Below are 21,561 nucleotides of genomic sequence, written 5' to 3'. Positions count from 1 at the left end.
TTCATGCAGCGAAAATGGTTTCAATACTGGTTCAACTCCCCGTTTTATCATATCCTGTACAGTCAGCGCAATGATGCTGAAGCTGAATTACTTATAGATAATCTTTCGGCATACCTAAAGCCGGCTGCCAACGCTAAGATTCTTGATATTGCTTGTGGAAGAGGGCGACACGCGGTATATCTGCATAAGAAGGGCTACGATGTGACTGGTATTGACTTGTCGGAACAAAGCATTAAATATGCCCAGCAGTTTGAACAGAAAAACCTGCATTTTTATGTACATGACATGCGAAAGTTGTGCTACATCAACTATTTTGATATTGCGGTAAACCTGTTCACCAGCTTTGGATATTTCGAAACGGAAAAGGATCACGTCAACGCGCTGAAGTCATTCCGTAAAAGCCTGAAGGCTGACGGGACACTTGTACTGGATTATTTTAATACCGAAAAGATCATCAAGAACCTTACACATCAGGAAATTAAGGTGGTTGAAGGTATTGAGTTCCATCTGCACAAATTCGTATCTGAAGGCAAGATTATCAAACACATCAACTTTGAACATAAAAGCAAGACGTATGCCTTCGAAGAAAGGGTGCAAGCTTTCACTTTAAGCGATTTCGAGCGTATGTTTTCAAAAAGCGGGCTGCAGATCAAAGAGAAATTCGGCAGCTATGAACTGGAACCGTACGACGAAATGCGTTCTGATCGTGTGATATTTATCTGTAAACGGGCATGATCGAAGCGCTGCTGCAATTTGATCATGATTTGTTCCTTGACATTCACCGGGGGATGTCAAATCCTTTTTTCGATTGGCTGCTGCCTCTGATGCGGAATAAATATTTCTGGGCGCCGCTCTACTTGTTCATCATTGTGTATTGTGTGCGCGAGTACAAAAAAAAGGGATGGCTTATTGTTGGGATGTTGTTGTTCACCTTTGCACTGGGCGATTTGTCAGCATCGCGTGTGATAAAGCCTACTGTTGGTCGCCTAAGGCCCTGCAATGAACCGGCACTGTCTGGTCAAATCATCGCCAGGGTACCTTGCGGGGCGGGTTATAGTTTTCCCTCTGCGCATGCCACCAATCACTTTGCGCTTTCCGTTTTCTGTATACTGGTTTTCTACAGGCGATGGAAACCGATTCTACCTATTGCCTTGTTCTGGGCGGCGATCATTACCTTTTCGCAGATTTATGTAGGCGTGCATTACCCGGTCGACACCTTGATAGGCGCCATGCTTGGGACAACGATTGGTATACTGACTTCAAAACTTTATAAAACGCTAGAGCAACGACTGTAATGGAATTCTGGAAGCTATTGGTTTTATTCCTCAGCGCCTTTTTCGGTGGTGCTTCAATTTTCCTGGTAAAAAGCGACAAATCACAGTTGCTGAAGCTCATTCTGTCTTTCAGCGGTGCTTATCTTTTTGCAATAACGGTGTTGCATCTGATCCCGGAAGCCTATCACGACCATCATCATGATATTGGCATCTTCATATTGATTGGATTTTTGCTGCAGGTATTTCTCGAACAGTTTTCGGAGGGTGTGGAACATGGCCATATACACAAACACAACGAAGCACAGGTGTTCCCTTATGGCATCATGATCAGCTTATGCTTGCATGCTTTCCTTGAAGGAATGCCGCTGGCCAAGGACCATCATAATGCGCTGATTTTTGGGATTTCCCTGCACCATATTCCGGCTGCTTTTGCGCTGGCCAGCATTTTGCTCCAGAATAAGTTTACGGCACCAAGAATATTGATATTTATTTCAGTATTTGCCATTATGGCGCCATTAGGTTTTTATGTGAGCTACGGAATGAGCACTGGCTCCATCGGAAACGTCGAGGAATATTTCAGCAGGATCATGGGAATTGTGATCGGCATATTTCTGCATATTTCCACAACAATTCTTTTCGAATCGAGTGTAGACCACAAAGTGAACAAGCGGAAAATGGTAGCGGTATTGTGCGGAATCTCTATTGCACTCATCGGATATTTCCTATCCGGGTCTGGTACCGGACACACGCATTGACAACTTATTTGCGCATTTTGTCCAGCAGTAAGTTCAATTGCCTGGCCTCCTCCTCTGTCAGGTTATCTGATATAATAGCCGACACATTAACTTCCTTATCCATTTTTTTCAGGAGCTTAAGTCCCTTCTCACTAATTAATATATCAACCGCGCGCTTGTCCAGTGCACTAACCTGCTTCACAACCAGACCTTTCTGAACCAGCCGGTCAACAATTCTGGAGGCATCGCTCATTTTATCAAGCATTCTCGTTCTAAGCAGATTAATTGTAGAAGCATTAGGATACTGACCGCGTAGTATCCTCAAAATATTAAATTGCTGGGTGGTAATCTCATAAGGCGCGGTTACTTGCTTCAGCTGATCTATACACCAGCTATAAGTATAAAGCACGTTAACGATTGCCTTTTGATGTTCATTTTCAAATCGTGATGTAAACGTATCTTTCAGCAGTTGCATCGGTATTGTATTTAGCGTTTCTCAGGTGTTTGCTTTTTTATTTTCTCTCTGCCAAATCCCCAGGGACAATGCTTACATTTATTCTTGCAACAGAATCCTCGTTTCAGGTGATAGGCTTTGGTAAAAACCATAAGACCTTGTTCATTGAAGTAGTAATCTGGCTCCCCTGTCATTAATTAAGCAATTTAACTACCAAAGATTTTTGATAATAATCCTTTAAAAGCATTCCATTGCCATGGTTTGTCCATATTTGCTTAGGCTGTACATACGCTACGGTATTGATGATTCCGTTCCAGTCTACATGGTCGGATATGTACAGATCCATGTCGTTTGTGCGTTGCAAATGCTTCCATCCGCTAGCAAATACCCGTTTTACACCAACAGCGCGGATGTAACTGTTGAAGGCCATGGGCGGCACAAGATATATCAGATTCGTTTTCTCCGCCTTCATGACCTTGCGGTCATATATTTCATACCTGCCCAGGTTTACACCCATTTGGCGGTAAATATTTATGTATGGCATGATGCTGTGATGCACCAATATCCTTTTTTCTGTACAATACCGATTGATTAAACTGATCAGACGCTGACTTTTTCCTAAGGCGTAAGCACCCAACATAATGTTATGCACGGTACTGCTTAGTTTCAGAATTTCCAGTTCGGCCTCCGGATGCACAACTTCCGGGTTCGCGAAGGTAGTTTCGGTAATTAACACATCCGCTTTGACATACTCAATAGGTTCGCAGGTTTCGTCAGACTGAAGCTTATAATCACCTGTGTAAAGATAACGCACCCCCTTGTATTCCATCAGGATCATTGCCGAACCGAGCATATGCCCTGCCGGAATAAATGTTACGTTTACATCATTTAACACAAACTGTTGGTGATATTCTTTGATGTGGAACGTACCAGCGGAGAAATTTTTATACCGGTGTTTCATGAACAGAGATGTAGCCTCAGTGCAATAAACCACAGCATTTCCGCCTACCGCATGGTCGCCATGCGCGTGTGAAACGATTGCCTGCTTAACCGCCTGCTTAGGATCTATATAAAAATCCCCATATCTGCAATACAGTCCCGTGTTATCGAGACAAATAAAATCTTCGAGAATCATACTAATCCAGGTATCTTTGGTGCAGGCGTACCACCTGGGCAATCAGCGATTCGTTTTCATCATTTACAATGACGTGGTCGGCCAGCTCGGCTTTCTTGTCATCGGGCAGTTGTTTACTCATTCTTGCCATAATCTCTTCCGTGTTCGTGTTATCCCGCTTCATCACCCGTTCAAGCTTCAGTTGCACGGGAGATACCACAACGATATTCTCATCACACATTGACGCCGAACCGCTTTCAAACAGCAATGCGGCTTCTTTAAGTACGTAGGGAAAGCCGACCGGCAAATCTGCGCACCATTGATCGAAAGCTCTGAAAACGGCTGGATGCACGAGCGCATTTAGCTTGGCTAATCTATCTGCATCATGAAATACAATCCCGGCTATATGAGCCCGGTTCAATGATCCGTCATTGAAGTAGCTCTCCGATCCGAATTCCTGCTTTAAACCACACATCAGTTCCTGATCTTTGATCATTACGCTCCTGGCCGCTTCGTCAGCATAAAAAACTGGAATTCCAAGAGTTTGAAAAACCCTGCAAACCGTCGTCTTTCCACTCCCGATCCCCCCGGTTATACCAATTTTCTTCATTTACTTCTCTATAATGAAATCGACCTTTTCCGGCTCCAGCTTTACCAGCCTGCAGTATTCCGGAAAGCGCCGCATTTTGATTCTTAACTGACTATGTCCAAGCATCCTCCAGTCATCGATATCTACCGCAGCATCCATAAATTCTTCGTCGATCTGCTGATAATCAGACAAAGACACTAAAAATGTGACCTTAACTTTCTTGGGAAACAGCCGAACGTTTAAATATTGTTTGTTGTTGATCACCCGGATAGGTAATTCCAAAGTCTTCTCCGTAAATTCATCGACGGGAATACGTACTTCCGCACTTGTCGGAAATATACTTACGTTTTTCATGCGGTTCCGCATAACCGGTACACGGGCCACAAAAGTTCGCTGTATCTGGTCGGCCGAAAGCGTGTCTGTATACCACTCTGATATTTGCTTAAGATCCTGCTCAGGGCCCGACAGGGTAATGTATTCCGGCGTGAGTTCCGTTTCACCGGAAACACCGTACTGCTTAGCGAAACCAAGCTTGGACAACAGCTTTAACGGCACTCGTTTTACTTTGCGCTCCGAGAAATCAAAATAAAGCGTATCCGGCTTCACCGAAATGACTTTCTGAGCCGTTTCCAACTGATTGTTGACGCTAAGCAGTTGCTCCGAAAATAAAATGTAGTTACGGCTGTTCAGCTTTTCCAAATTGATCGATATGGACTGTGGCTTTATACGCAGCCGGGCAAACAACAGTTGCCAGCCGGTTCCCTCTACCTGCAGATCTACAGTGTCCGACTGTAAGGCATGAAAAGCCCGCTTTGAGGGAAAGTTCTTGTAAACTAAAACTGTCTTGGCCGTATATATATATTTATTGTTCAGAGCAAGGAATAACCACGCACCGATAGCGATCAGCAAACAAGTGATAAATGCCAAAAAACGCTTACGCTCTATTTTCGTGAGTTTAATTACGGGCATGCTGTAAAATAAACAAAAATATCATAATACCCCTATTCATGCAAAAAGCCGCTCCATAGGAAGCGGCTCTAATTTCTGTATATGCAAACTAGCTCGCAGCGGTTTCGATCTTTGGAGTATCCTTTTTATCAGATTTTGGCACAACGGTTTTCGTAGCGTCCAGAGATACTGCAGTCTTATCAAACCGTATCTTTGCTCCGCTCTCCACTTCAATCAGGAAGGTAGTTTCGTTCATATCGATAATGCGACCGTGTATTCCTGCGGTTGTGACAATCTTATCACCCTTCTTTAGTTCCTGAATCAGCTTTTTGTGCTCTTTCGCTTTTTTAAGCTGTGGCCTGATCATGAAGAAATACATGACCACAAAAATCAGCACTAAAGGCAGTAAACTCATAAAACCACCGCCACCAGCTGCCGCCTGTAAAATTATCGTAGATATCATATTCAATTTTTATTGGTTTGCTATTCTGTTATTTCTCCCACTATATGCAACTGCACTGAACTGTTTAAAGCATTGGACATCACGGTTACCACGCGGTCAGTCATACCCACCGGTTTACCCGCGCTGTTAAACACCACGTTCAATTTTCCTTCGTCACCCGGCTTAACCGGTTCTTTGGGAACCTCAGGCACTGTACATCCGCATGTAGTAACAGCGTCCGTTATAATCAGCGGAACTTGCCCCATATTCTTAAACGTGAAGCTGTAAGACACTGACTCACCCTTCTTTATCTTACCGAAATTATAAGTCTCCGTAGTAAATTTCATCACAGGACCGTCCTGCTTCAATGAGGAAGTATCGACCGGTGAGGAAGCACTTTCGTTTGTTTGTTCCGTTTTAGACTGGCATGATGTGAGCGCGGCTGCAACAAACAGCGCAAATAAAATTTTCTTCATAGTTGTTAATCTTCTATTAAACCGCGACCAGTTTTCTTGAGCACATTGTTACGCTTTAGGTCGCCCATAATTTTGTCCAATATACCGTTTATAAACGAATTGCTTTTCGGAGTACTGTAATCTTTTGACAAATCGAGGTATTCGTTAATGGTTACCTTAACGGGTATGGACGGGAAATTGAGCAGTTCGCAAATAGCCATCTTCATCAGAATGGTGTCCATCAGCGCAATACGTTCCGATTCCCAGTTCTTGGTACGATCCGCAATCATTGCCTGGTACTCTTTGTCATTTCTGAGCGTAAACACAAACAGGTCTTCCACAAACTTGCCGTCTTCATCCCAGTCCTGGCTAATGGGCGTGAGTTTATTTGCAAAAGGGTCTTCGGAAGTAAAGTTTTTAATGGTCTTAGCTACCATACCCTGCATGACCTCTTTGTCTACCGACCAATTGATAAATTTATCTTCAAACGCCTGAATAACGGCATGACTTTTCAGTACAATCTTTCTGAAAATATATTTGATGATGGTTTTGGATTCCTCGAGCTCATTGTTTGGATCTGCGAGATAAGCCTGGTATTCCGGGGTGACTTTAAGTGCATTAAAAATAGCCTTTACCAATTCCGGATCGGACATCCAATTGATTTTGTACTTTTTAACAAGGGCAACGTATTCAGGGTTTTCCTTAAGCACGTTGATGAACTTGTTTTCAAGCAGCTTGAGGTTTGGATTGAGATCCTCCTCCGTAGGCAGATGTTTATTTGCGCGCTCAGTTGCGTCTATGCCGGTGTATTCGGTGATTTCAACGAGGAGCGACAGCATCCACATATACATTTCGTATACATTATCTATACTCTGCATCAACGCCTTTCTTGATGACGTCAGATCTTTTTTATCTGCCATGTGCCAAGCAAAAACATTTTGCAAAGCTTTAATTCTTAAGTGCCTTCTGTTTAACATGAATGTAAGAACGAGTGGTAATTACCTGATTTTAAAATGATGATTTTATTTTCTTTATATCTCTTATTCTTTGCTCTGCGATTTGGTTTGCAGCCCAAACCGTGGGGATATTATCACGTTTAGACATCCTGATCACATCTCTGGTTGCGTTATAAATATTTTCTGTCAGCTGCGTAGTACGTTTTCTGCCAAAGCCTGTAAGCTCGGAGTAGCAACTGATCAGTCCGCCTGCATTGATCAGATAATCCGGCGCAAACAAAATACCCTTTTCCAGTAACCGCTTCCCGTGCACCTGTTCATCTGCAAGCTGGTTATTGGCCGAGCCGGCTATAATGGCAAATTTCATCTTCTCTATGGTATTGTTGTTTACGGTTGCACCAAGGGCACACGGCGCGTAAATGTCGGCATTCAAACCAAAGATTTTATCTGCCGCTACAGGTTTAGCTTTGTATTTCCTTGCAACATGCTGCAAACGTTCTTCGTTGATGTCACTGATGTACACTTCCACATTCTCCGAACGCAGCAACTCAACCAAATGTTCACCCACGTTGCCAATACCCTGAACCACAACGGAACGCCCGGCCAGCATATCTGTACCAAAGACCTCTTTAACACAGGCTTTTATCCCCAGATAAACACCCTTGGCAGTCGTCGGTGAGGGATCTCCGGCTCCGCCAAGCGATTCAGGCACACCGGTAACATGCGTTGTTTCCATACGGATATACTCCATATCCTTCGTATTGGTCCCTACGTCCTCTGCTGTAATGAATTCACCATTTAGATTCTTAATAAAGCGCCCGTAGCTCCGCATCATCGCCTCAGACTTGGACTTTCTCGAATCGCCGATGATCACGGCATTACCCCCACCCAAATTCAAGCCAGTAATTGCCGATTTATAGGTCATTGCCCTCGACAGTCTTAGCACATCCTCCAATGCCTCAGATTCGGTAGCATAATTCCACATGCGCGTACCCCCTATCGCGGGCCCTAGCGTTGTGTCATGAATAGCAATAATCGCTCTTAGTCCGGTATCAGGATCATTGCAAAAAACAACTTTTCTATGGCCCGAAGTGCCAATTTGATCTAAAACGGAATTTACAGGAGAACTATTACCAGACATACGACTCTTATCAGATATGCCGCAAAACTAGCATAAAAAAAGATATTTACATTGTTTTAACCAAAGTCTTTAGAAAATAATACTGCTTTGGCTAACTTTACAAACCATGAAGCATCTCCGCCATTTAAACAAGTACTTTTACAAATATAAATGGTGGATCATACCAGGTATTTTCTTTGTCATTGTATCTAATATCTTTGGGGTTGTACCTGCCCAGGTCATAGGTCATGCTTTTAACCTGATTACGGAAAATATACAGATATACAGACTTTTTAACGGCTTCGAACGCAGGGAAATCATCTACGACATCTTTAGTTATAGTCTTCTTTATTTTGGTTCCATCGTCCTTATCCTGTATCTATTGAGAGGCCTTTTTCTCTTTTTTATGCGACAAACCCTGATTCTCATGTCGAGGCATATTGAGTTCGACATGAAGAACGAAATCTATGCCCACTACCAAAAACTGAATCTTGGTTTTTACCGGCGCAATAATACAGGCGACCTGATGAGCCGTGCCACCGAAGATGTAAACAGGGTGCGGATGTATGTCGGCCCGGCCATCATGTATGCGATTAATACCGCTGTGCTTTTTTCGCTAGTCATTTACGCGATGTTCGACGTAAATGCTGAACTGGCCCTGTTTTCGTTGTTACCATTACCTGTACTTGTTATTGTTATCTATTTTGTAAACACACTTATCAACCGCAAAAGCGAACATATACAGCAGCAGTTGTCGAGGTTGTCAAGTTATGTCCAGGAACAGTTTTCTGGCATTCGGGTTATAAAATCTTATGTAAGGGAAGAACACACGCGCAAGGTATTCGCCGGTGAGAGTTATACATACAAAGATCTGGCTATGAATCTGGTAAAGGTTCAAGCGTTGTTTTATCCGGCAATGATCCTGCTTGTTGGTTTGAGTACTATCTTAACCATTTATATCGGGGGGAAACAGGTTATTGGCGGTTATATAACACCAGGCAATATCGCCGAATTTATTGTGTACGTGAACCAGCTGACCTTTCCGGTTTCTATGCTCGGTTGGGTAACCACTTTGATCCAGCGGGCATCGGCATCGCAAAAACGGATTAATGAGTTCCTGCATACCGAGCCGGATATCGTGTCTGGAGATCACCCCGAAGTGACTGTTTTGGGTGACATCAGTTTTAAAAACGTTACGTTTACTTACCCCGACACCGGTATTAAGGCGATAAGCGACATCAGCTTCGACATCAAAAAAGGACAATTCGTTGCTATTATGGGCCGAACGGGATCGGGAAAATCTACGCTGGCCAATCTTCTCATGAGGATGTATGATGCAGACAGTGGCAGCATAACGGTAGATGGTCTCCCTTTGAAAAAGCTAAGTCTTCAGCATTACCGGAATCAGATTGGCTATGTACCACAAGAGGTGTTTTTGTTTTCGGACACGATAAGGAACAATATTGCATTCGGTCTTGAAGAAGTGAACCAGTCGCAGGTAGAAACCGCCGCAAAACAGGCGGCTGTATATAACAATATCATCGGCTTCGAGAAACGGTTTGACACTATGCTGGGTGAACGCGGCATAACTTTGTCGGGCGGCCAAAAACAACGGGTTTCCATTGCCCGGGCGCTTATTAAGTCTCCTTCGATACTTATATTAGACGACTGCCTTTCGGCTGTAGATACAAAGACGGAAGAAGAAATTTTGAATAATCTGGGGGCACTCATGCATCAGAAAACCATTATTTTGATTGCACATCGTATATCGACCCTCAAAAATGCCGATAAGATTCTGGTTTTAGACGATGGCCGTCTTATAGAGCAAGGTACACACGAGGAGCTCGTTCATCAAAATGGTGCTTACGCAGAGATGTACCAAAATCAGCTGCTGGAAGAGGAAAATCAAACTGCATAATTTGATTTTGAACTTTAAAAATTATTACTTTATATTTACCCGAACCAAAACCAAGAGCTAAAGCAACATGGGAGAATTTGAAAACAAAGAGAGAGAAGAGGTTTTTTCTAAGAAGGTAAGGGCAGGCAAAAGAACTTACTTTTTTGACGTAAAAGCAACCAGATCAGGAGATTACTATCTGACACTGACTGAAAGTAAAAAAAGACTGGAAGATGGCGTTTTTGTGAAGCACAAGATCTTTTTATATAAAGAGGACTTCGAAAAGTTTGCTGAAGGCCTTAATGAAACGGTAGAGTATATTAAAAATCACCAGGAAGTCGTAGAGAAAAGATATGAGTACGCCGACAACCACGAGAGCATTCCTGCCCGTGCACAAGGCGATGACTTTTCATTCTAAGTTAGCTTCTAGCCAAAATATAAAAGAGAAAGCCCGATACGATGTATCGGGCTTTCTCTTTTATACATTAGCGTCTAATATATCGCAATCCTGTGGGTATGTAGCTTGTATGGACTCGCATCGGATTTGCCTGCCTCCTGAAAACTGATCACCCTCGACTTCTGCAAAGGCATATGGCAATCAATACAGTTCGTCTTAACCATCGCATTGGAAAGCGTTTTCGCACTATGCTCGACCGAGGGATGACAGGACATGCATTTCCTTGAATAAGCCGTCAACCCCGCCTTCTTTGATTCATGTGGACTATGACACGTGTTGCAGTCGAGTTTATCGCTAGCGGTAAAACATTTACTCTGCGCCAGCATCTGAACTTGGTTGCCGTGGACATCGGGAGACGCCTGCCCTTGCTGATTGGCAGCAATCGCATAATAGGATTCTAAGGTATCGCCCGGTTTAAAATTAAAAGTTGTCTTCAATGACTGCATGTCGACACCAGAATGGCAAATTCCGCAGGCGTCAAGCCGTTGCTTTCGGGTCAATGAACTATAAAGGGTGATATAGTGCGGCTTCTTTTCTTCGCGATCATTCCTGTGGAACTCGACGTGCCTTCCAGCAGGACCGTGGCATCTTTCGCAATTAATGCCGTAAACGATGGATCCCGGTTGAAATCGTTCTACTGTTGCAATCCCTTGATGCGTCGCAGGGGCCTGCTCCACGAAACTACTATGACATTCGAGGCAACGCTGATCGATAGGACGGCTAAAGTGCACCCGGTCCTTAGGAAAGCCAGGGCTGTTCGCCCAGGCATTTATAGCCCGGAAATAAGACAACGGTAACTGTGTAAGCAGTTTCCCCTGCCAGGATCCGTAGGTATAGGCATTTTTCCCTGATCCGATGACGACATCGAATCGTCTGGCCATGGCCTCCTCCCCGTCAAAATATGCTACCTGATACATTCCGCCGGACCGCTTTTCCACCTGTATTTTCAGATCCTTGTGAAACCTGTATATCGAATCCGGCAGCGGTCCCTCTACCAGGTCTGTGTCTCTTACAGGCCTTGAAGTCCGGGCATGAAAGTCATGCTGATAATCATTGTATATCTTTTGATGACACTGCTTACAACTCTCAGAGCCGGCAAGCGTATTTTCTGTTGCCTTCAGCTCCTTGGGAGCATCTACACACTGGGAAAAAAATATAACAAACGCTGCAATCACCGCAAAGATCATGAGCAAGCGCCCTTTACCCTTCATAAATATCCTATTAGAACTATGAAGATATTAAAAATCAGATAAAGTGCGCTAGGAGGTTTTAAAAAAAGCTGCCGTCTCCCCTTCGCCGGATCTCTCTTCCGCCCCTACCCTGAGCTCCGCTCCACTTCTGCAACCGCATACTTAACCTCAGCATAAAGAAGCGGCTCACCGGGTTAGATCGGATATCGGTGTAGCCGAAGTCAGTGTTGCTTCGACTGACTACGTTATTCTGATTCAAAATATCGTAAGCCTGGAACGTAATTCTGCCTCGACGATTGAATACTTCCTTCTCGAGATATGCATTAACAACGAAAGGATCGTTGTTAATGTTTGATGAAAGTCCACTAATAAAGCGCTTGCTTCCATTGTAACCCAACAACCAGGTTTCGCTAAAATAAACCCTTCCGTCAAGGTTTAGACCGAGCGTCTTTGTCTTATTATCAATGAAACTTTCAAGCGTGTTCCTTGAACTGGTGTAAGTATATGAGATATGTGGATTAATTTCGAACCACTCAGTCGGATTAATTCTTGGGCCAAACCGTTGATCTATGGTGAATTGCCTGTTTATATTTTCACGACTGTTGGAAATCCCCACTCCGCGGTTATAATTAACAGAACCGTTCAACTGAAGGTTATACTTCCTGTTCGACAGCTGCTTGCTTATGTTATAGTTTCCTCCCATTCGATAGACGCCATTCATATTGGTAAAGCGTGTTTCAGTCACCTGAACAGGTTTTTCAGGGATCGTAGTATCGATAGTGTCTACCCGGTTCTGGATCACAGCATTGTCTGTAAATGAAAGATTCGCGTTTACTGAATAGTTCAATTTTGAGTTGGCAATGTAGTTATTGTATCCTGCACGAATACCGTGTACAAAAGTTGCTTTGAGGTTCGGATTACCAATGACCGGATTTTGCGGATTGGAAACGTCACGCACAGGCTGAATTTGGTCGAAAGTAGGCTCTGTGGCATTTCCCGAGTAGTCGATATTAATTCTGTGTTGTCTCGACCATAGATATTCCATGCGGGCAATAGGCACAATATTAAAACTGGTCCGGTTGGTAGAGGTCCCCAAGCTTGCCTTTGTGCCCGACAATTGGGCAGGCACACCAGTTAAGCCCAGTGAAAACCGGACTTTGGAAGTACTCTGCATTCCATACCGAAAATTTACAGACAGACGTCCCTGTGTAAAAGAATACTTATAGATGTTACTCAGATCATCCCTGACCTCAGGCACGCCAGCGCTATTCAGCTCGCTAGTGATTGCATCGTTATCATAACCGTTTCGGTTAACCTGTGCATTAAATTCTAGTTGTGTATTTCCACTAAGTGGTTCAGCATAAGTCATGCTGCCTCGATAATTGTTTCTTAGGTTTTTTCTGGCCACTATCCGGTCTATCAGAAGCTGCTGCTCATCCACAGGCAAATAATATAAGGAATCTAATCTGTCCTGGGTCTGCTTTATCTCATTATTATTTCGGCTAACCTCGGCCTGAATAGAAAAATTTCTCCTTGGCTTGGAAAATAAATGCTGGTAAAACACCGTCAGACCTAATGAAGGCGTGGTATTATTACGTCCATTACTTCCAGTTTCCAGTCTGCTCTGGTCTGCTCCATTTAACGTGCCGGTAACTGACCGCCTGAACTCACTTAACGCAGAAGTCGACGAATAAGATAGCCGCGGATTGATGCGCAAAAAATCATTCGAATCAAGATTGATTTCCGTCTCAAGCCTCAGTTCATGCGTTTTGTCATCATCGTCTCCATCGGAATTACTTATGGTAAATAAGCTCGTATTTCCTGCGCCAGGGAGCGATCCTGCCCTGTTTACCAAAGACTCCGAAGCATTAATCGAATTCGCGGAAGTCCTTGTGAAATCGTAATTCAAGTTGTACTCGATCTTTGAGCCGACTTTGTCGCGTATACTGAAAGATGTGCTGCCCATCTTGGTATTACCGCCTATACCGCCAGATGCACTTGGGTTATTACCTCTTCGTCCTCTGAAGCCTCCCCCACCGAAACCACCCATATCACCGGCGTTCACATTCACGCCATTCACGGTATTCGTGTAGTTGGCATTCAAACCAATCTGCTGATTTTGGTTAATCCTCGTACCGAAGATTCCAGCCTCATACCTATCATTGTTTCCGGCAGCCATATTAACATTGGCCATATTTCCCACCGACTTATCCGTACGTGTTGTAATATTCAATATCTTCTGCGCATCGCCATCTTTAATACCTGTGCGCGCAGCCTGATCTCCGTAGTCGTCCACAATCTGTATCTTATCTACAATTTCTGCCGGCAGATTTTTTATGGCATTAGCGACGTCGCCACCCAAAAACTCCTTACCATTTACTTTTGCTCGGGTAACACTCTCACCTTGGTGAACCAACGTCCCGTCATTGCCCACTTCCATACCTTCCATCTTCTTGAGCAACTCATCCACACTGGCATTTTTGCGCACCACGTAATCGCTTGCTTTATATTCTACAGTATCCGTCTTATAGGTTATAGACGGCGTACCACTAATGACAACCTCCTTCAGTGTGTTCTTTTCCTCGCTAAGAACGATGGGATCCATCACAATACGTGGCGCAAGGTCATTCTGCTTAAAGCGCATGGGTGGGGTAGCGCGAAAACCTATGCTCTGTACAACAAGCGTGTAGGTGGCCGACTTAACATTTTTAAAAATGAAAATACCGTCGCTGTTGGTGCTTGTTTTCAAAGTGTCTTTCTCCGAAGTCAGGCTCACCGTGGCACCGATAACGCCAAGATCTGTACTGTCTTTTACAATACCGCTGATCTCCCGGAAAGGCAAGGGCGGAGGTGGGTCCGAAGGCTTTCCAGCAGGGACCTGAGCAAATAGACTGGATGAACTAAGCCCTATAAGAAGCAGTGCCATCACCGTTCTCACAGCCTGAAAAAAATGATTCATTTGTGTGTATGATTAAATATTATTTGGTGTGCGCGTATACAGAGTTATTTCTGAAGCAAAGTATATTTTCCCCAAAAATCTGTTGGACTTGTAAACTCTTGAAAATCAAAGCCGCCCCCTCTCGCACCACCAAAACCACCCCCACCTCTCGGGCTTCCCATCACTACCACATTACCGCGTCCACCGCCGCCGCCGGGACCATCAAATCCCGCCAGTTGTAAACCGTTTACTTTAATATTATAGACGAACTCCTTTGTGTTTCCGGCAGACATTCCGAGCTCTTCCAAAGGAATTGCGGCTTCATAGAAAAACACATTCTCCTTATCAATAGAAGCAAAAGCCTTTATTCCCTCTGCGTTATAAATAGACACCAACGTGTCTGTCGTTTTTTTAAATCCATTTAATTTAATCTCTTTCGCCTGAGCCAATTGCGTACGCTGCATGGCGGCCATCATAGAATCCCGTTCTTTCTGCGACGGGATTGCGCCGCCACCCATGCCCATAGCCGCGCCCATTCTTCTCATGCCGGCTCCTCCCGGTCCTCTCATATTACTACGGTTAATCAGGGGATATGTCAGGCTGATGCTTTCCTTCTCTTTTTTCTTACCGTCGGGATTCACTGAAAAAGTAATGCCACCCGCAAGAATTTTGTTATTATTCATGGCGTCGGTCGACTTGACAATAAGATACAGATTTTTGTCATCATTACTGATGATATAGGAAAGCGTAGTGCGCTTATTAACGGTAAAATCCGCGTCCTTCCATTCGAAATTTTTACCGTCTATTTTCATAGCCGGAGGAGCTACGATACCCACTTCCTGTAATTCCGTAACTTTCTGAGCTGTGGCCATAGGCGCGCTGAATGCTATTAATACAATGGCCGCTAGTGTGCCGAAAAATCCGTTTTTCATACTGAGAAATATCTATTCTGTGTTTTTTCGGAAGTATGACTAGGCTCGTAAAGCTTGGTTTAATTGCGTGTTGTCACGATTTTGTTAAAATCGCTGAAGAAGATAATAACCAGTCATTTAAGATTCACCTTGCGCTTTAGCCTTCACCTGAAAGATGTAAATAAGATATGCCAAGGCAGGCAAAATGAATACACTCCCAGCAAGCAGGGCATAAGCCAGAGACGATATTGTCTTCGCCTGGCCCTGATGTGCCAGCAATGATAAATTCGGACCATTTTTAATCAGCACAATATCAGGAAAGTGCGTATAAGTAGCTGCAAAAAGGATCATCGTGACTTGAAAGCCGGCGAGCAACCTAAGCAATACGGGCCGGTTGCGGCCAAGAAAATAAAACATTACCACAAGCGAAATACTTGCTGATACAATTGCCGCCACACCCGGGAAATCACCGAAAATCCAGGTGAGCAGTGGAATACCTTCGTAATAAGCAGCAGCAAACACAAACAAGCCACTGAACATGACCATAAAGATCGTTTGCTTTGCTTTCCTGACAAAGTAGTTCCGGTCTTCGTCCCGAACAGTCTGCCCGATGATGAAAATCGCTGCCAGGAAACCGCAGATGCAAACTGTAAACATCCCCACGGAAACAGAAAACCAGTTGAGCCAACTGAAGACATACGCTGATAAAAAATCGTCCGCCTGCGCATCGATCTGCCCCGATACTGCGCTCCCCGCAATAATACCAAGGAAGAAGGGTGTAACTAAACTGGAATATACAAAGATCGGGGTATATATTTTCTGCATATCATCGCGGACGGCGTCATAATTCCGATATACAAAGGCTGTTCCCCGAGCTACAATACCAAGCAGCATGCACACAAGCGGAATATGCAGGTATACCGACACAGTGGTATAAATTCGAGGGAAACCTACGAAAAGGATCACTATAGCAATGATCAGCCACATATGGTTAGCTTCCCAAATGGGGCCAATGGCTTTATACATCGTCTTACGCGTTCGCTCCTTGTTTTTGGCTGATGTAAACAGTTCAATAATACCCGCCCCAAAATCTGCTCCGCCTAACAGAATGTATAACAAGATAGACAGCCACAAGAAAACAATTACAATGTATAACATCAGTCGTTCGCTTTTAAAGATGAATCATACAATTTACCAACCATTGATATCTGCCGGTACAGCAACATAGCCACTACCACCGAGAGCGACACATAAATGGCCGTAAACAGATAAAAGGAGTAAGCAATGCCAGGCATTGGCGTCACCGCATCAGCCGTCCGCATTATGCCTTGAATAATCCAGGGCTGTCTGCCCACTTCCGTTACTGTCCAGCCCGCTTCCACAGCGATGAATCCAAGCGGTGTAGCCGCCACAAACAGTTTTAGCAGCCATCGGCTTTCGAGCCAAAGCTTTTTCTTCCACAGCGCCGCAAAGAATAGCATTGAAATCAACACGAGTAACATTCCGAGGCCAACCATTACCTGGAATGCGTAATGCGTTACTGCCACAGGAGGCTGGTCCTCCACCGGAATCTGATCAAGTCCTTTCACCTCGCCATTGAAATCACCAGTAGTCATAAAGCTGAGTAAGTTTGGTATCTTTACGGCATATTTTACGGTTTTGGTTGCCGTGTCGGGTATGCCGCCAATAATTAGCCCTGCACCCTTTTCTGTATGAAAGTGTGCCTCCATCGCCGCCAGCTTTGCAGGTTGCCGCTCTGCCACGTCCTTTGCTGAAATATCTCCGCTTAAAGGCTGCAGACAAGCCGCCACAGCGCCAAAAACCGCGGCAATCTTAAAGGCCTTTGCATGGAACTCCACGTTCCGGCGGCGCAGAATCATCAGCGCATGCACACCAGCCACGGCAAAGCCGGTAGCCACGAACGCCGCTATACACATATGCAGGGCCTGAGAAAACCAGGCATCGTTGAACATTGCCGCGATAGGGTCTATATTCAGGTATTGTCCGTCAATAAAATCAAATCCGGCCGGACTGTTCATCCAGGAGTTAGCTGCCACAACCAGAATACCTGAAGCCAAACCGCTGATACCGACAATGACCCCTGTAAACCAATGGAACCAGGGATGCAGCTTTCCCCAACCGTACAGATAGAAGCCAAGTGCAATTGCTTCGATAAAAAAGGCCGTGCCTTCCAGTGAGAAGGGCATCCCAAAAATAGGGCCTGCATGTTCCATAAAAGTGGGCCAGAGCAAACCAAGTTCAAAAGAAAGCACCGTACCCGACACAGCACCTGTAGCAAAAAAAATAGCAACACCCTTACTCCATGCCTTCGTTACATCTCTGAATACCAACTTTTTCGTCTTGAGCCAATAAAAATGGGCTACCGACATAAAGAACGGCATAACCATTCCTATACAAGCAAAAACAATGTGGAAGCCCAGCGAAAAGGCCATCTGGAGACGTGCGGCAAGAAGATCATCCATGCGGGAAAAGATTGATTTCCAAAACTCGTTAAAAAGCTATGCAAATCAAAATATTGGGCCTGAAGGATCAGTCCTTTCTCAGTAATTTTTCCGCTTTAAAAACATGATCTGCCGCTTGAAGGATCTTGGCCTTCAACTTCGGATTGTAATCAGGGTTTTCGTCAAGAAAACTGCGCACCGTGTCTGCGGCTTCGGCATGCTGATAATAAGAAAATGTTGCCTGCAGCCAGTTCTGCGGAAAGAATATGTCGCCCGTCGTCTGAATCTCCACCAGCATCTCCAGGCTTTTTCTCAGATATTTCGCAGAGGTTTGCTGCCTTAGCGGATGATGCAAATAGTAAAGTGCAGCCACCACATTAGCTTCCTTACCACGGTTGGCGCGCTGCTGCAGACTCTCGAAAAACGCGTCACGCTCGGCCACCGATGCCGATACGGCCGGCATTATAAATTCGAAGCGTGTACGGCGGTCCGGATTGCTGATGCGGGCCAATTGCTTTTTCACAAGATCCTTGTCGGCATCGCCTCTTAGCGCAAGCGAAAACGCAAGGGTTGTATAGTCGTCTTCAGTAAGCTTTAAGCCATCGGGCGGCGCTTGGGTATGCCATATCCGGTACAAGCGATCCCTGGCCTCCGCGGAGGCGAAAATATCCTGATAGCTCTTGAATAGCAGCTTTTTATGATTAGCCTGTCCGTGTTCGCTTAACGCAAGCCACAGCGTACGTTCCAAAGAAGCGGATGCTGCAGCTCTGTCGGCCGCACTTAAAAATTCCCAATATATAGTGCCAATATAGCCCGTGATGAGCTTTAAATTCAGTTCTTCAGTTTCCTTTTGCAAACCCTTCATGAGCAAGTTCAGCAGCGTTACCGGTGAAATGGACCTCCCAGTCAGCATGTTCTCATACAGGGTTATGTAAGCAGAGGCCCGGTTTAGCGGCTTTTCAATAGCATATATGCGGTCAAACATTTCCTTATCAACCGGCCACAAACCGTAGCCCTGTCCGGACGAGTTGAAGAGTACAAATAAGGGTTTATTCAGCCCTTTTGCCTGTGGAAGTTGAACCGTTTCTGCGTTTAGGTTTACGCTAAATTCTTCCGTCCTGCCCGGATAGAAAAACTTGACCTCCACCCACTGCGGCCATAAACGATGATTACCATACTCCGGATGCTGCGTGATGGTGAATGCAGATATTTTACCACGCTCCTCTTCTACTTTATAGTCGACCACCGGCCGCCCCACATCGTTCACCCAGACCTTGTTCCATGCTTGCAGGTCCTCATCAGTATACTTATCCAGGATACTAATCAGCTCGGGCCAGGAAGCGTTGCCATTCGCAAATTTCTTCAGGTATTCCTGTACACCCCGCTGGAACTTCTCCTCCCCCATCAATCTTTCCAGTTGCCGCATCATCACAGGTGCTTTGTGATAGATGATATTGCCGTAAAGTGTTCCTGCATCCTTCAGATTATCCAGGTCCTGCCTGATCGGGTTAGAACCTGAGGTGCGGTCCACCCCGTATGCTGCCGGAAAATGATCAAGCAAAAACTTAAGATCAAACAAATCCTTACCGGTCTCGGCTTCCATGCTCTTGTCGGCAATAAAATTGGCAAACACCTCCTTCATCCATACGTCGGTAAACCAGTTCATTGTTACCAGGTCGCCGAACCACATGTGCGCAGTTTCATGTGCTATTACGTGACTTCTTGCGTTCAACTGATCTTTTGTAGCTCCCGAATCCAGGAAAAAAGCAGAAGCCTTGTATTGTATCGCACCTGGGTGCTCCATTCCGCCAAACTGAAAATCAGGAATAGCCACAAACCCGAACTTTTGGAAGGGATACGGTATGCCTGTCCACTCCTCCATATAGCGAAGCGAAGCTGCATGAAGATCAAATACAGACCTGATGCTGGTTTTCAGTTTAGCCGTGTCAGTTTCCCGGTACAGGAAGTCGGAAACATACTTGGGGTTGTTACCCTCTGCCAGTCGCTCCGAGGCGCGAAAAAACTTACCTGCCGCAAAAGCAAAAAGGTATGTGCTCAATGTATCAGAGGTCGCATAGCGGTAAGTCTTGCGATCGCCGGTCTGCACAGAATCCTGAAGGGCAGCATTGGCAATTGCGGTCCAGTCGTACGGCAACATCAGCGTGAGTGTATAGGTAGCTTTCAGATCCGGCTGGTCGAAACAAGGAAAAACGGTTCTGGCCCGGTCCGGCACAAATAAAGTATATAAATAGTCGGCGTTCCTGTTCAGCGCACCATTACCAGCCTCAAAACTTATCTCTATCCTGTTCGAACCCTTGGTTAAATGCTCAGGGGCAATAATGATGTGTTCATCACGATGATCTATAGCTGTTGTCTTGCCATTTACGGCAAGCGACTTAAGCTTGGCCGGGTCCTCCTTGAAATCGATCTGCAAAGGATGTGTGACATCAGACATTTGAAAGGTGATGACTTCCCTGGCTGCTATACCAGCCTGCCTATCTCCAGGAATATCCAGTTCGAGATTGTAATTGGTGCCTTTTATGATTGCTTTTCTGTACTCGGCCAGCCTTCTTGATACGCCCGGCTCCAAATTTGGTGCGGCAGTATACTTGAATGCAGAACAAGACAAACAGAAGAGACAGACAGAGGCAAGCCAAATGCGATAATTAACCATGCGGGCTAAATTAATCAAAATATAATGACCATATAATCCGCTTTAGCATTAATTTAGCACAACAAAATTTAACAGTAATAAAATATGAAAACGACGTTGAAAACCATGCTGGTCATTGCTCTTGCCGCTGGATTGCAATTTGAAGGTAATGCTCAGGGACTTAAAATGCCTCAGGCGAGTACCTCTCAAACGGTTACCCAGGCATTCGGACTTGGCACTATTACCCTTAACTATGCCCGCCCTAACGTTAAAGGACGTAAGATATTTGGCGGACTCGAACCTTATGGAACCGTATGGCGTACTGGTGCCAACTCGGCGACGACCATCAAGTTTAGCGAGGATGTTAAAATTGAAGGCCAGAACCTTCCTGCAGGCGAGTATGCGTTGTTCACCATACCTGAGCAGAACGACTGGACAATCGTGTTTAACAAAGAAGCCAAACAATGGGGTTCGTACACTTACAAAGAAGCCAACGACGTACTGCGCGTAAAAGTAAAACCAGTTAAGCTTAAAGACAAAGTGGAAACTTTCACTATTCAATTCTCTGACGTCTATCCGACAACAGCTAAATTGCAATTGATGTGGGAGAACACCGGTGTAACGGTAAACCTGAGCACCGACGTAGACAGCAAAGTAATGGCCAGTATCGACGAAGCCATGAAGGGCGAAAAGAAACCGTACTTTCAGGCTGCGCAGTACTACTTTGAGAACGGAAAAGACATCAATAAAGCCTTGGAGTGGATGAATGCGGCAGACGCTAACAACACCACCCAGCCTTGGGTTAAATTATGGAAAGGCCGCGTTCAGCTCAAGATGGGCGACAAAGCCGGAGCCGCCAAAACAGCGGAAGAAGGATTAAAGATTGCTACCGAAATCAAGAACCAGGAATATATCCGATTGAACGGAGCCCTGTTAGCTGAAGCCAGGAAATAAATTATTTTGCTAT

21 protein-coding genes are annotated in these 21,561 nt (G+C 44.9%); 6 read left to right on the top strand and 15 right to left on the bottom strand.

The features are described from left to right. The first annotated feature begins 3 nt into the window (after positions 1-3). The 3 genes from QEP07_RS00375 to QEP07_RS00365 are packed head-to-tail and all read left to right on the top strand — an operon-like array spanning position 4 to position 2,029. Positions 4-735 carry a class I SAM-dependent methyltransferase gene (locus QEP07_RS00375; protein ID WP_256006947.1) on the top strand — a complete coding sequence of 244 codons (732 nt, stop codon included), beginning with the start codon at positions 4-6 and terminating at the stop codon, positions 733-735. Next, a complete protein-coding gene (locus QEP07_RS00370) occupies positions 732-1,295 on the top strand; it encodes a phosphatase PAP2 family protein (protein ID WP_256006948.1) in 564 nt (187 codons plus the stop codon). Before QEP07_RS00375 ends, QEP07_RS00370 begins: the two co-directional genes overlap by 4 nt. Next, a complete protein-coding gene (locus QEP07_RS00365; protein WP_285008011.1) occupies positions 1,295-2,029 on the top strand; it encodes a ZIP family metal transporter in 735 nt (244 codons plus the stop codon). Before QEP07_RS00370 ends, QEP07_RS00365 begins: the two co-directional genes overlap by 1 nt. A gap of 4 nt (positions 2,030-2,033) precedes the next feature. Here the strand turns inward: QEP07_RS00365 and QEP07_RS00360 are convergent, their stop codons facing one another. The 9 genes from QEP07_RS00360 to QEP07_RS00320 all read right to left on the bottom strand — a co-directional run bounded on the left by QEP07_RS00360 (position 2,034) and on the right by QEP07_RS00320 (position 8,107). After that, positions 2,034-2,483 carry a MarR family winged helix-turn-helix transcriptional regulator gene (locus QEP07_RS00360; protein ID WP_256006950.1) on the bottom strand — a complete coding sequence of 150 codons (450 nt, stop codon included), beginning with the start codon at positions 2,481-2,483 and terminating at the stop codon, positions 2,034-2,036. Positions 2,484-2,494: 11 nt separating this feature from the next. Beyond that, the gene (locus tag QEP07_RS00355) at positions 2,495-2,656 is read right to left on the bottom strand and encodes a C1orf53 family protein (protein ID WP_256006951.1); all 162 of its coding nucleotides are present in this window, start codon (positions 2,654-2,656) and stop codon (positions 2,495-2,497) included. Next, positions 2,656-3,597 carry an MBL fold metallo-hydrolase gene (locus QEP07_RS00350; RefSeq protein ID WP_285008010.1) on the bottom strand — a complete coding sequence of 314 codons (942 nt, stop codon included), beginning with the start codon at positions 3,595-3,597 and terminating at the stop codon, positions 2,656-2,658. The genes QEP07_RS00355 and QEP07_RS00350 overlap by 1 nt, the downstream gene beginning before the upstream one ends. Before the next feature lies 1 nt (position 3,598). Beyond that, entirely contained in the window at positions 3,599-4,186 is a 588-nt protein-coding gene (coaE, locus tag QEP07_RS00345; protein WP_285008009.1) for a dephospho-CoA kinase, read from the bottom strand. Then, a complete protein-coding gene (locus QEP07_RS00340; RefSeq protein WP_285008008.1) occupies positions 4,187-5,134 on the bottom strand; it encodes a CdaR family protein in 948 nt (315 codons plus the stop codon). An 88-nt stretch (positions 5,135-5,222) separates the two neighbouring features. Next, positions 5,223-5,576, bottom strand: coding sequence for a preprotein translocase subunit YajC (gene yajC, locus QEP07_RS00335; protein ID WP_256006956.1), 354 nt, complete (start codon positions 5,574-5,576; stop codon positions 5,223-5,225). Between the two features lie 20 nt (positions 5,577-5,596). Beyond that, a complete protein-coding gene (locus QEP07_RS00330) occupies positions 5,597-6,031 on the bottom strand; it encodes a DUF1573 domain-containing protein (RefSeq protein ID WP_285008007.1) in 435 nt (144 codons plus the stop codon). A gap of 5 nt (positions 6,032-6,036) precedes the next feature. Beyond that, positions 6,037-6,930, bottom strand: coding sequence for a transcription antitermination factor NusB (nusB, locus tag QEP07_RS00325; protein WP_285008006.1), 894 nt, complete (start codon positions 6,928-6,930; stop codon positions 6,037-6,039). An 88-nt stretch (positions 6,931-7,018) separates the two neighbouring features. Further along, entirely contained in the window at positions 7,019-8,107 is a 1,089-nt protein-coding gene (locus QEP07_RS00320; RefSeq protein WP_256006960.1) for a Glu/Leu/Phe/Val family dehydrogenase, read from the bottom strand. A gap of 106 nt (positions 8,108-8,213) precedes the next feature. On the opposite strand from QEP07_RS00320, the gene QEP07_RS00315 reads away from it, so the two are divergent. Continuing rightward, on the top strand, positions 8,214-10,004 hold the full coding sequence (locus QEP07_RS00315; RefSeq protein WP_285008005.1) for an ABC transporter ATP-binding protein: 1,791 nt from the start codon (positions 8,214-8,216) through the stop codon (positions 10,002-10,004). Positions 10,005-10,071: 67 nt separating this feature from the next. After that, complete coding sequence (locus QEP07_RS00310; protein ID WP_256006962.1) at positions 10,072-10,401, top strand: DUF3276 family protein; 330 nt, start codon at positions 10,072-10,074, stop codon at positions 10,399-10,401. A gap of 74 nt (positions 10,402-10,475) precedes the next feature. Here the strand turns inward: QEP07_RS00310 and QEP07_RS00305 are convergent, their stop codons facing one another. From QEP07_RS00305 to QEP07_RS00280, 6 genes are all read right to left on the bottom strand, one after another. Next, complete coding sequence (locus QEP07_RS00305) at positions 10,476-11,651, bottom strand: cytochrome c3 family protein (protein ID WP_285008004.1); 1,176 nt, start codon at positions 11,649-11,651, stop codon at positions 10,476-10,478. A 58-nt stretch (positions 11,652-11,709) separates the two neighbouring features. Continuing rightward, positions 11,710-14,589: an outer membrane beta-barrel protein gene (locus tag QEP07_RS00300; protein WP_285008003.1), complete on the bottom strand. Its 2,880-nt coding sequence runs from the start codon at positions 14,587-14,589 to the stop codon at positions 11,710-11,712. Between the two features lie 44 nt (positions 14,590-14,633). Further along, positions 14,634-15,500: a hypothetical protein gene (locus QEP07_RS00295; protein ID WP_285008002.1), complete on the bottom strand. Its 867-nt coding sequence runs from the start codon at positions 15,498-15,500 to the stop codon at positions 14,634-14,636. A 117-nt stretch (positions 15,501-15,617) separates the two neighbouring features. After that, a complete protein-coding gene (locus tag QEP07_RS00290; protein WP_285008001.1) occupies positions 15,618-16,637 on the bottom strand; it encodes a cytochrome d ubiquinol oxidase subunit II in 1,020 nt (339 codons plus the stop codon). Next, on the bottom strand, positions 16,637-17,962 hold the full coding sequence (locus QEP07_RS00285; RefSeq protein ID WP_256006969.1) for a cytochrome ubiquinol oxidase subunit I: 1,326 nt from the start codon (positions 17,960-17,962) through the stop codon (positions 16,637-16,639). Before QEP07_RS00285 ends, QEP07_RS00290 begins: the two co-directional genes overlap by 1 nt. A gap of 67 nt (positions 17,963-18,029) precedes the next feature. After that, the gene (locus QEP07_RS00280) at positions 18,030-20,615 is read right to left on the bottom strand and encodes a M1 family metallopeptidase (RefSeq protein WP_285008000.1); all 2,586 of its coding nucleotides are present in this window, start codon (positions 20,613-20,615) and stop codon (positions 18,030-18,032) included. Between the two features lie 84 nt (positions 20,616-20,699). On the opposite strand from QEP07_RS00280, the gene QEP07_RS00275 reads away from it, so the two are divergent. Then, entirely contained in the window at positions 20,700-21,548 is an 849-nt protein-coding gene (locus QEP07_RS00275; RefSeq protein ID WP_285007999.1) for a DUF2911 domain-containing protein, read from the top strand. Positions 21,549-21,561: the final 13 nt, after the last annotated feature.

This window comes from Pedobacter faecalis, assembly GCF_030182585.1.
GTDB lineage: Bacteria > Bacteroidota > Bacteroidia > Sphingobacteriales > Sphingobacteriaceae > Pedobacter > Pedobacter faecalis.
The sequence above is the reverse complement of the archived record's forward strand: the minus strand, read 5'-3'. Positions and strand labels throughout refer to the sequence as shown.

Excerpts from the sequence above, each read along its gene's own strand:
- QEP07_RS00330 (WP_285008007.1), bottom strand. The coding sequence starts at position 6,031 with ATGAAGAAAATTTTATTTGCGCTGTTTGTTGCAGCCGCGCTCACATCA.
- QEP07_RS00370 (WP_256006948.1), top strand. The coding sequence starts at position 732 with ATGATCGAAGCGCTGCTGCAATTTGATCATGATTTGTTCCTTGACATT.
- QEP07_RS00320 (WP_256006960.1), bottom strand. The coding sequence starts at position 8,107 with ATGTCTGGTAATAGTTCTCCTGTAAATTCCGTTTTAGATCAAATTGGC.
- yajC (WP_256006956.1), bottom strand. The coding sequence starts at position 5,576 with ATGATATCTACGATAATTTTACAGGCGGCAGCTGGTGGCGGTGGTTTT.
- QEP07_RS00310 (WP_256006962.1), top strand. The coding sequence starts at position 10,072 with ATGGGAGAATTTGAAAACAAAGAGAGAGAAGAGGTTTTTTCTAAGAAG.
- QEP07_RS00305 (WP_285008004.1), bottom strand. The coding sequence starts at position 11,651 with ATGAAGGGTAAAGGGCGCTTGCTCATGATCTTTGCGGTGATTGCAGCG.
- QEP07_RS00360 (WP_256006950.1), bottom strand. The coding sequence starts at position 2,483 with ATGCAACTGCTGAAAGATACGTTTACATCACGATTTGAAAATGAACAT.
- QEP07_RS00340 (WP_285008008.1), bottom strand. The coding sequence starts at position 5,134 with ATGCCCGTAATTAAACTCACGAAAATAGAGCGTAAGCGTTTTTTGGCA.
- QEP07_RS00275 (WP_285007999.1), top strand. The coding sequence starts at position 20,700 with ATGAAAACGACGTTGAAAACCATGCTGGTCATTGCTCTTGCCGCTGGA.
- QEP07_RS00300 (WP_285008003.1), bottom strand. The coding sequence starts at position 14,589 with ATGAATCATTTTTTTCAGGCTGTGAGAACGGTGATGGCACTGCTTCTT.
- coaE (WP_285008009.1), bottom strand. The coding sequence starts at position 4,186 with ATGAAGAAAATTGGTATAACCGGGGGGATCGGGAGTGGAAAGACGACG.
- QEP07_RS00365 (WP_285008011.1), top strand. The coding sequence starts at position 1,295 with ATGGAATTCTGGAAGCTATTGGTTTTATTCCTCAGCGCCTTTTTCGGT.
- QEP07_RS00350 (WP_285008010.1), bottom strand. The coding sequence starts at position 3,597 with ATGATTCTCGAAGATTTTATTTGTCTCGATAACACGGGACTGTATTGC.
- QEP07_RS00295 (WP_285008002.1), bottom strand. The coding sequence starts at position 15,500 with ATGAAAAACGGATTTTTCGGCACACTAGCGGCCATTGTATTAATAGCA.
- QEP07_RS00280 (WP_285008000.1), bottom strand. The coding sequence starts at position 20,615 with ATGGTTAATTATCGCATTTGGCTTGCCTCTGTCTGTCTCTTCTGTTTG.
- QEP07_RS00315 (WP_285008005.1), top strand. The coding sequence starts at position 8,214 with ATGAAGCATCTCCGCCATTTAAACAAGTACTTTTACAAATATAAATGG.
- QEP07_RS00290 (WP_285008001.1), bottom strand. The coding sequence starts at position 16,637 with ATGTTATACATTGTAATTGTTTTCTTGTGGCTGTCTATCTTGTTATAC.
- QEP07_RS00375 (WP_256006947.1), top strand. The coding sequence starts at position 4 with ATGCAGCGAAAATGGTTTCAATACTGGTTCAACTCCCCGTTTTATCAT.
- nusB (WP_285008006.1), bottom strand. The coding sequence starts at position 6,930 with ATGGCAGATAAAAAAGATCTGACGTCATCAAGAAAGGCGTTGATGCAG.
- QEP07_RS00285 (WP_256006969.1), bottom strand. The coding sequence starts at position 17,962 with ATGGATGATCTTCTTGCCGCACGTCTCCAGATGGCCTTTTCGCTGGGC.
- QEP07_RS00355 (WP_256006951.1), bottom strand. The coding sequence starts at position 2,656 with ATGACAGGGGAGCCAGATTACTACTTCAATGAACAAGGTCTTATGGTT.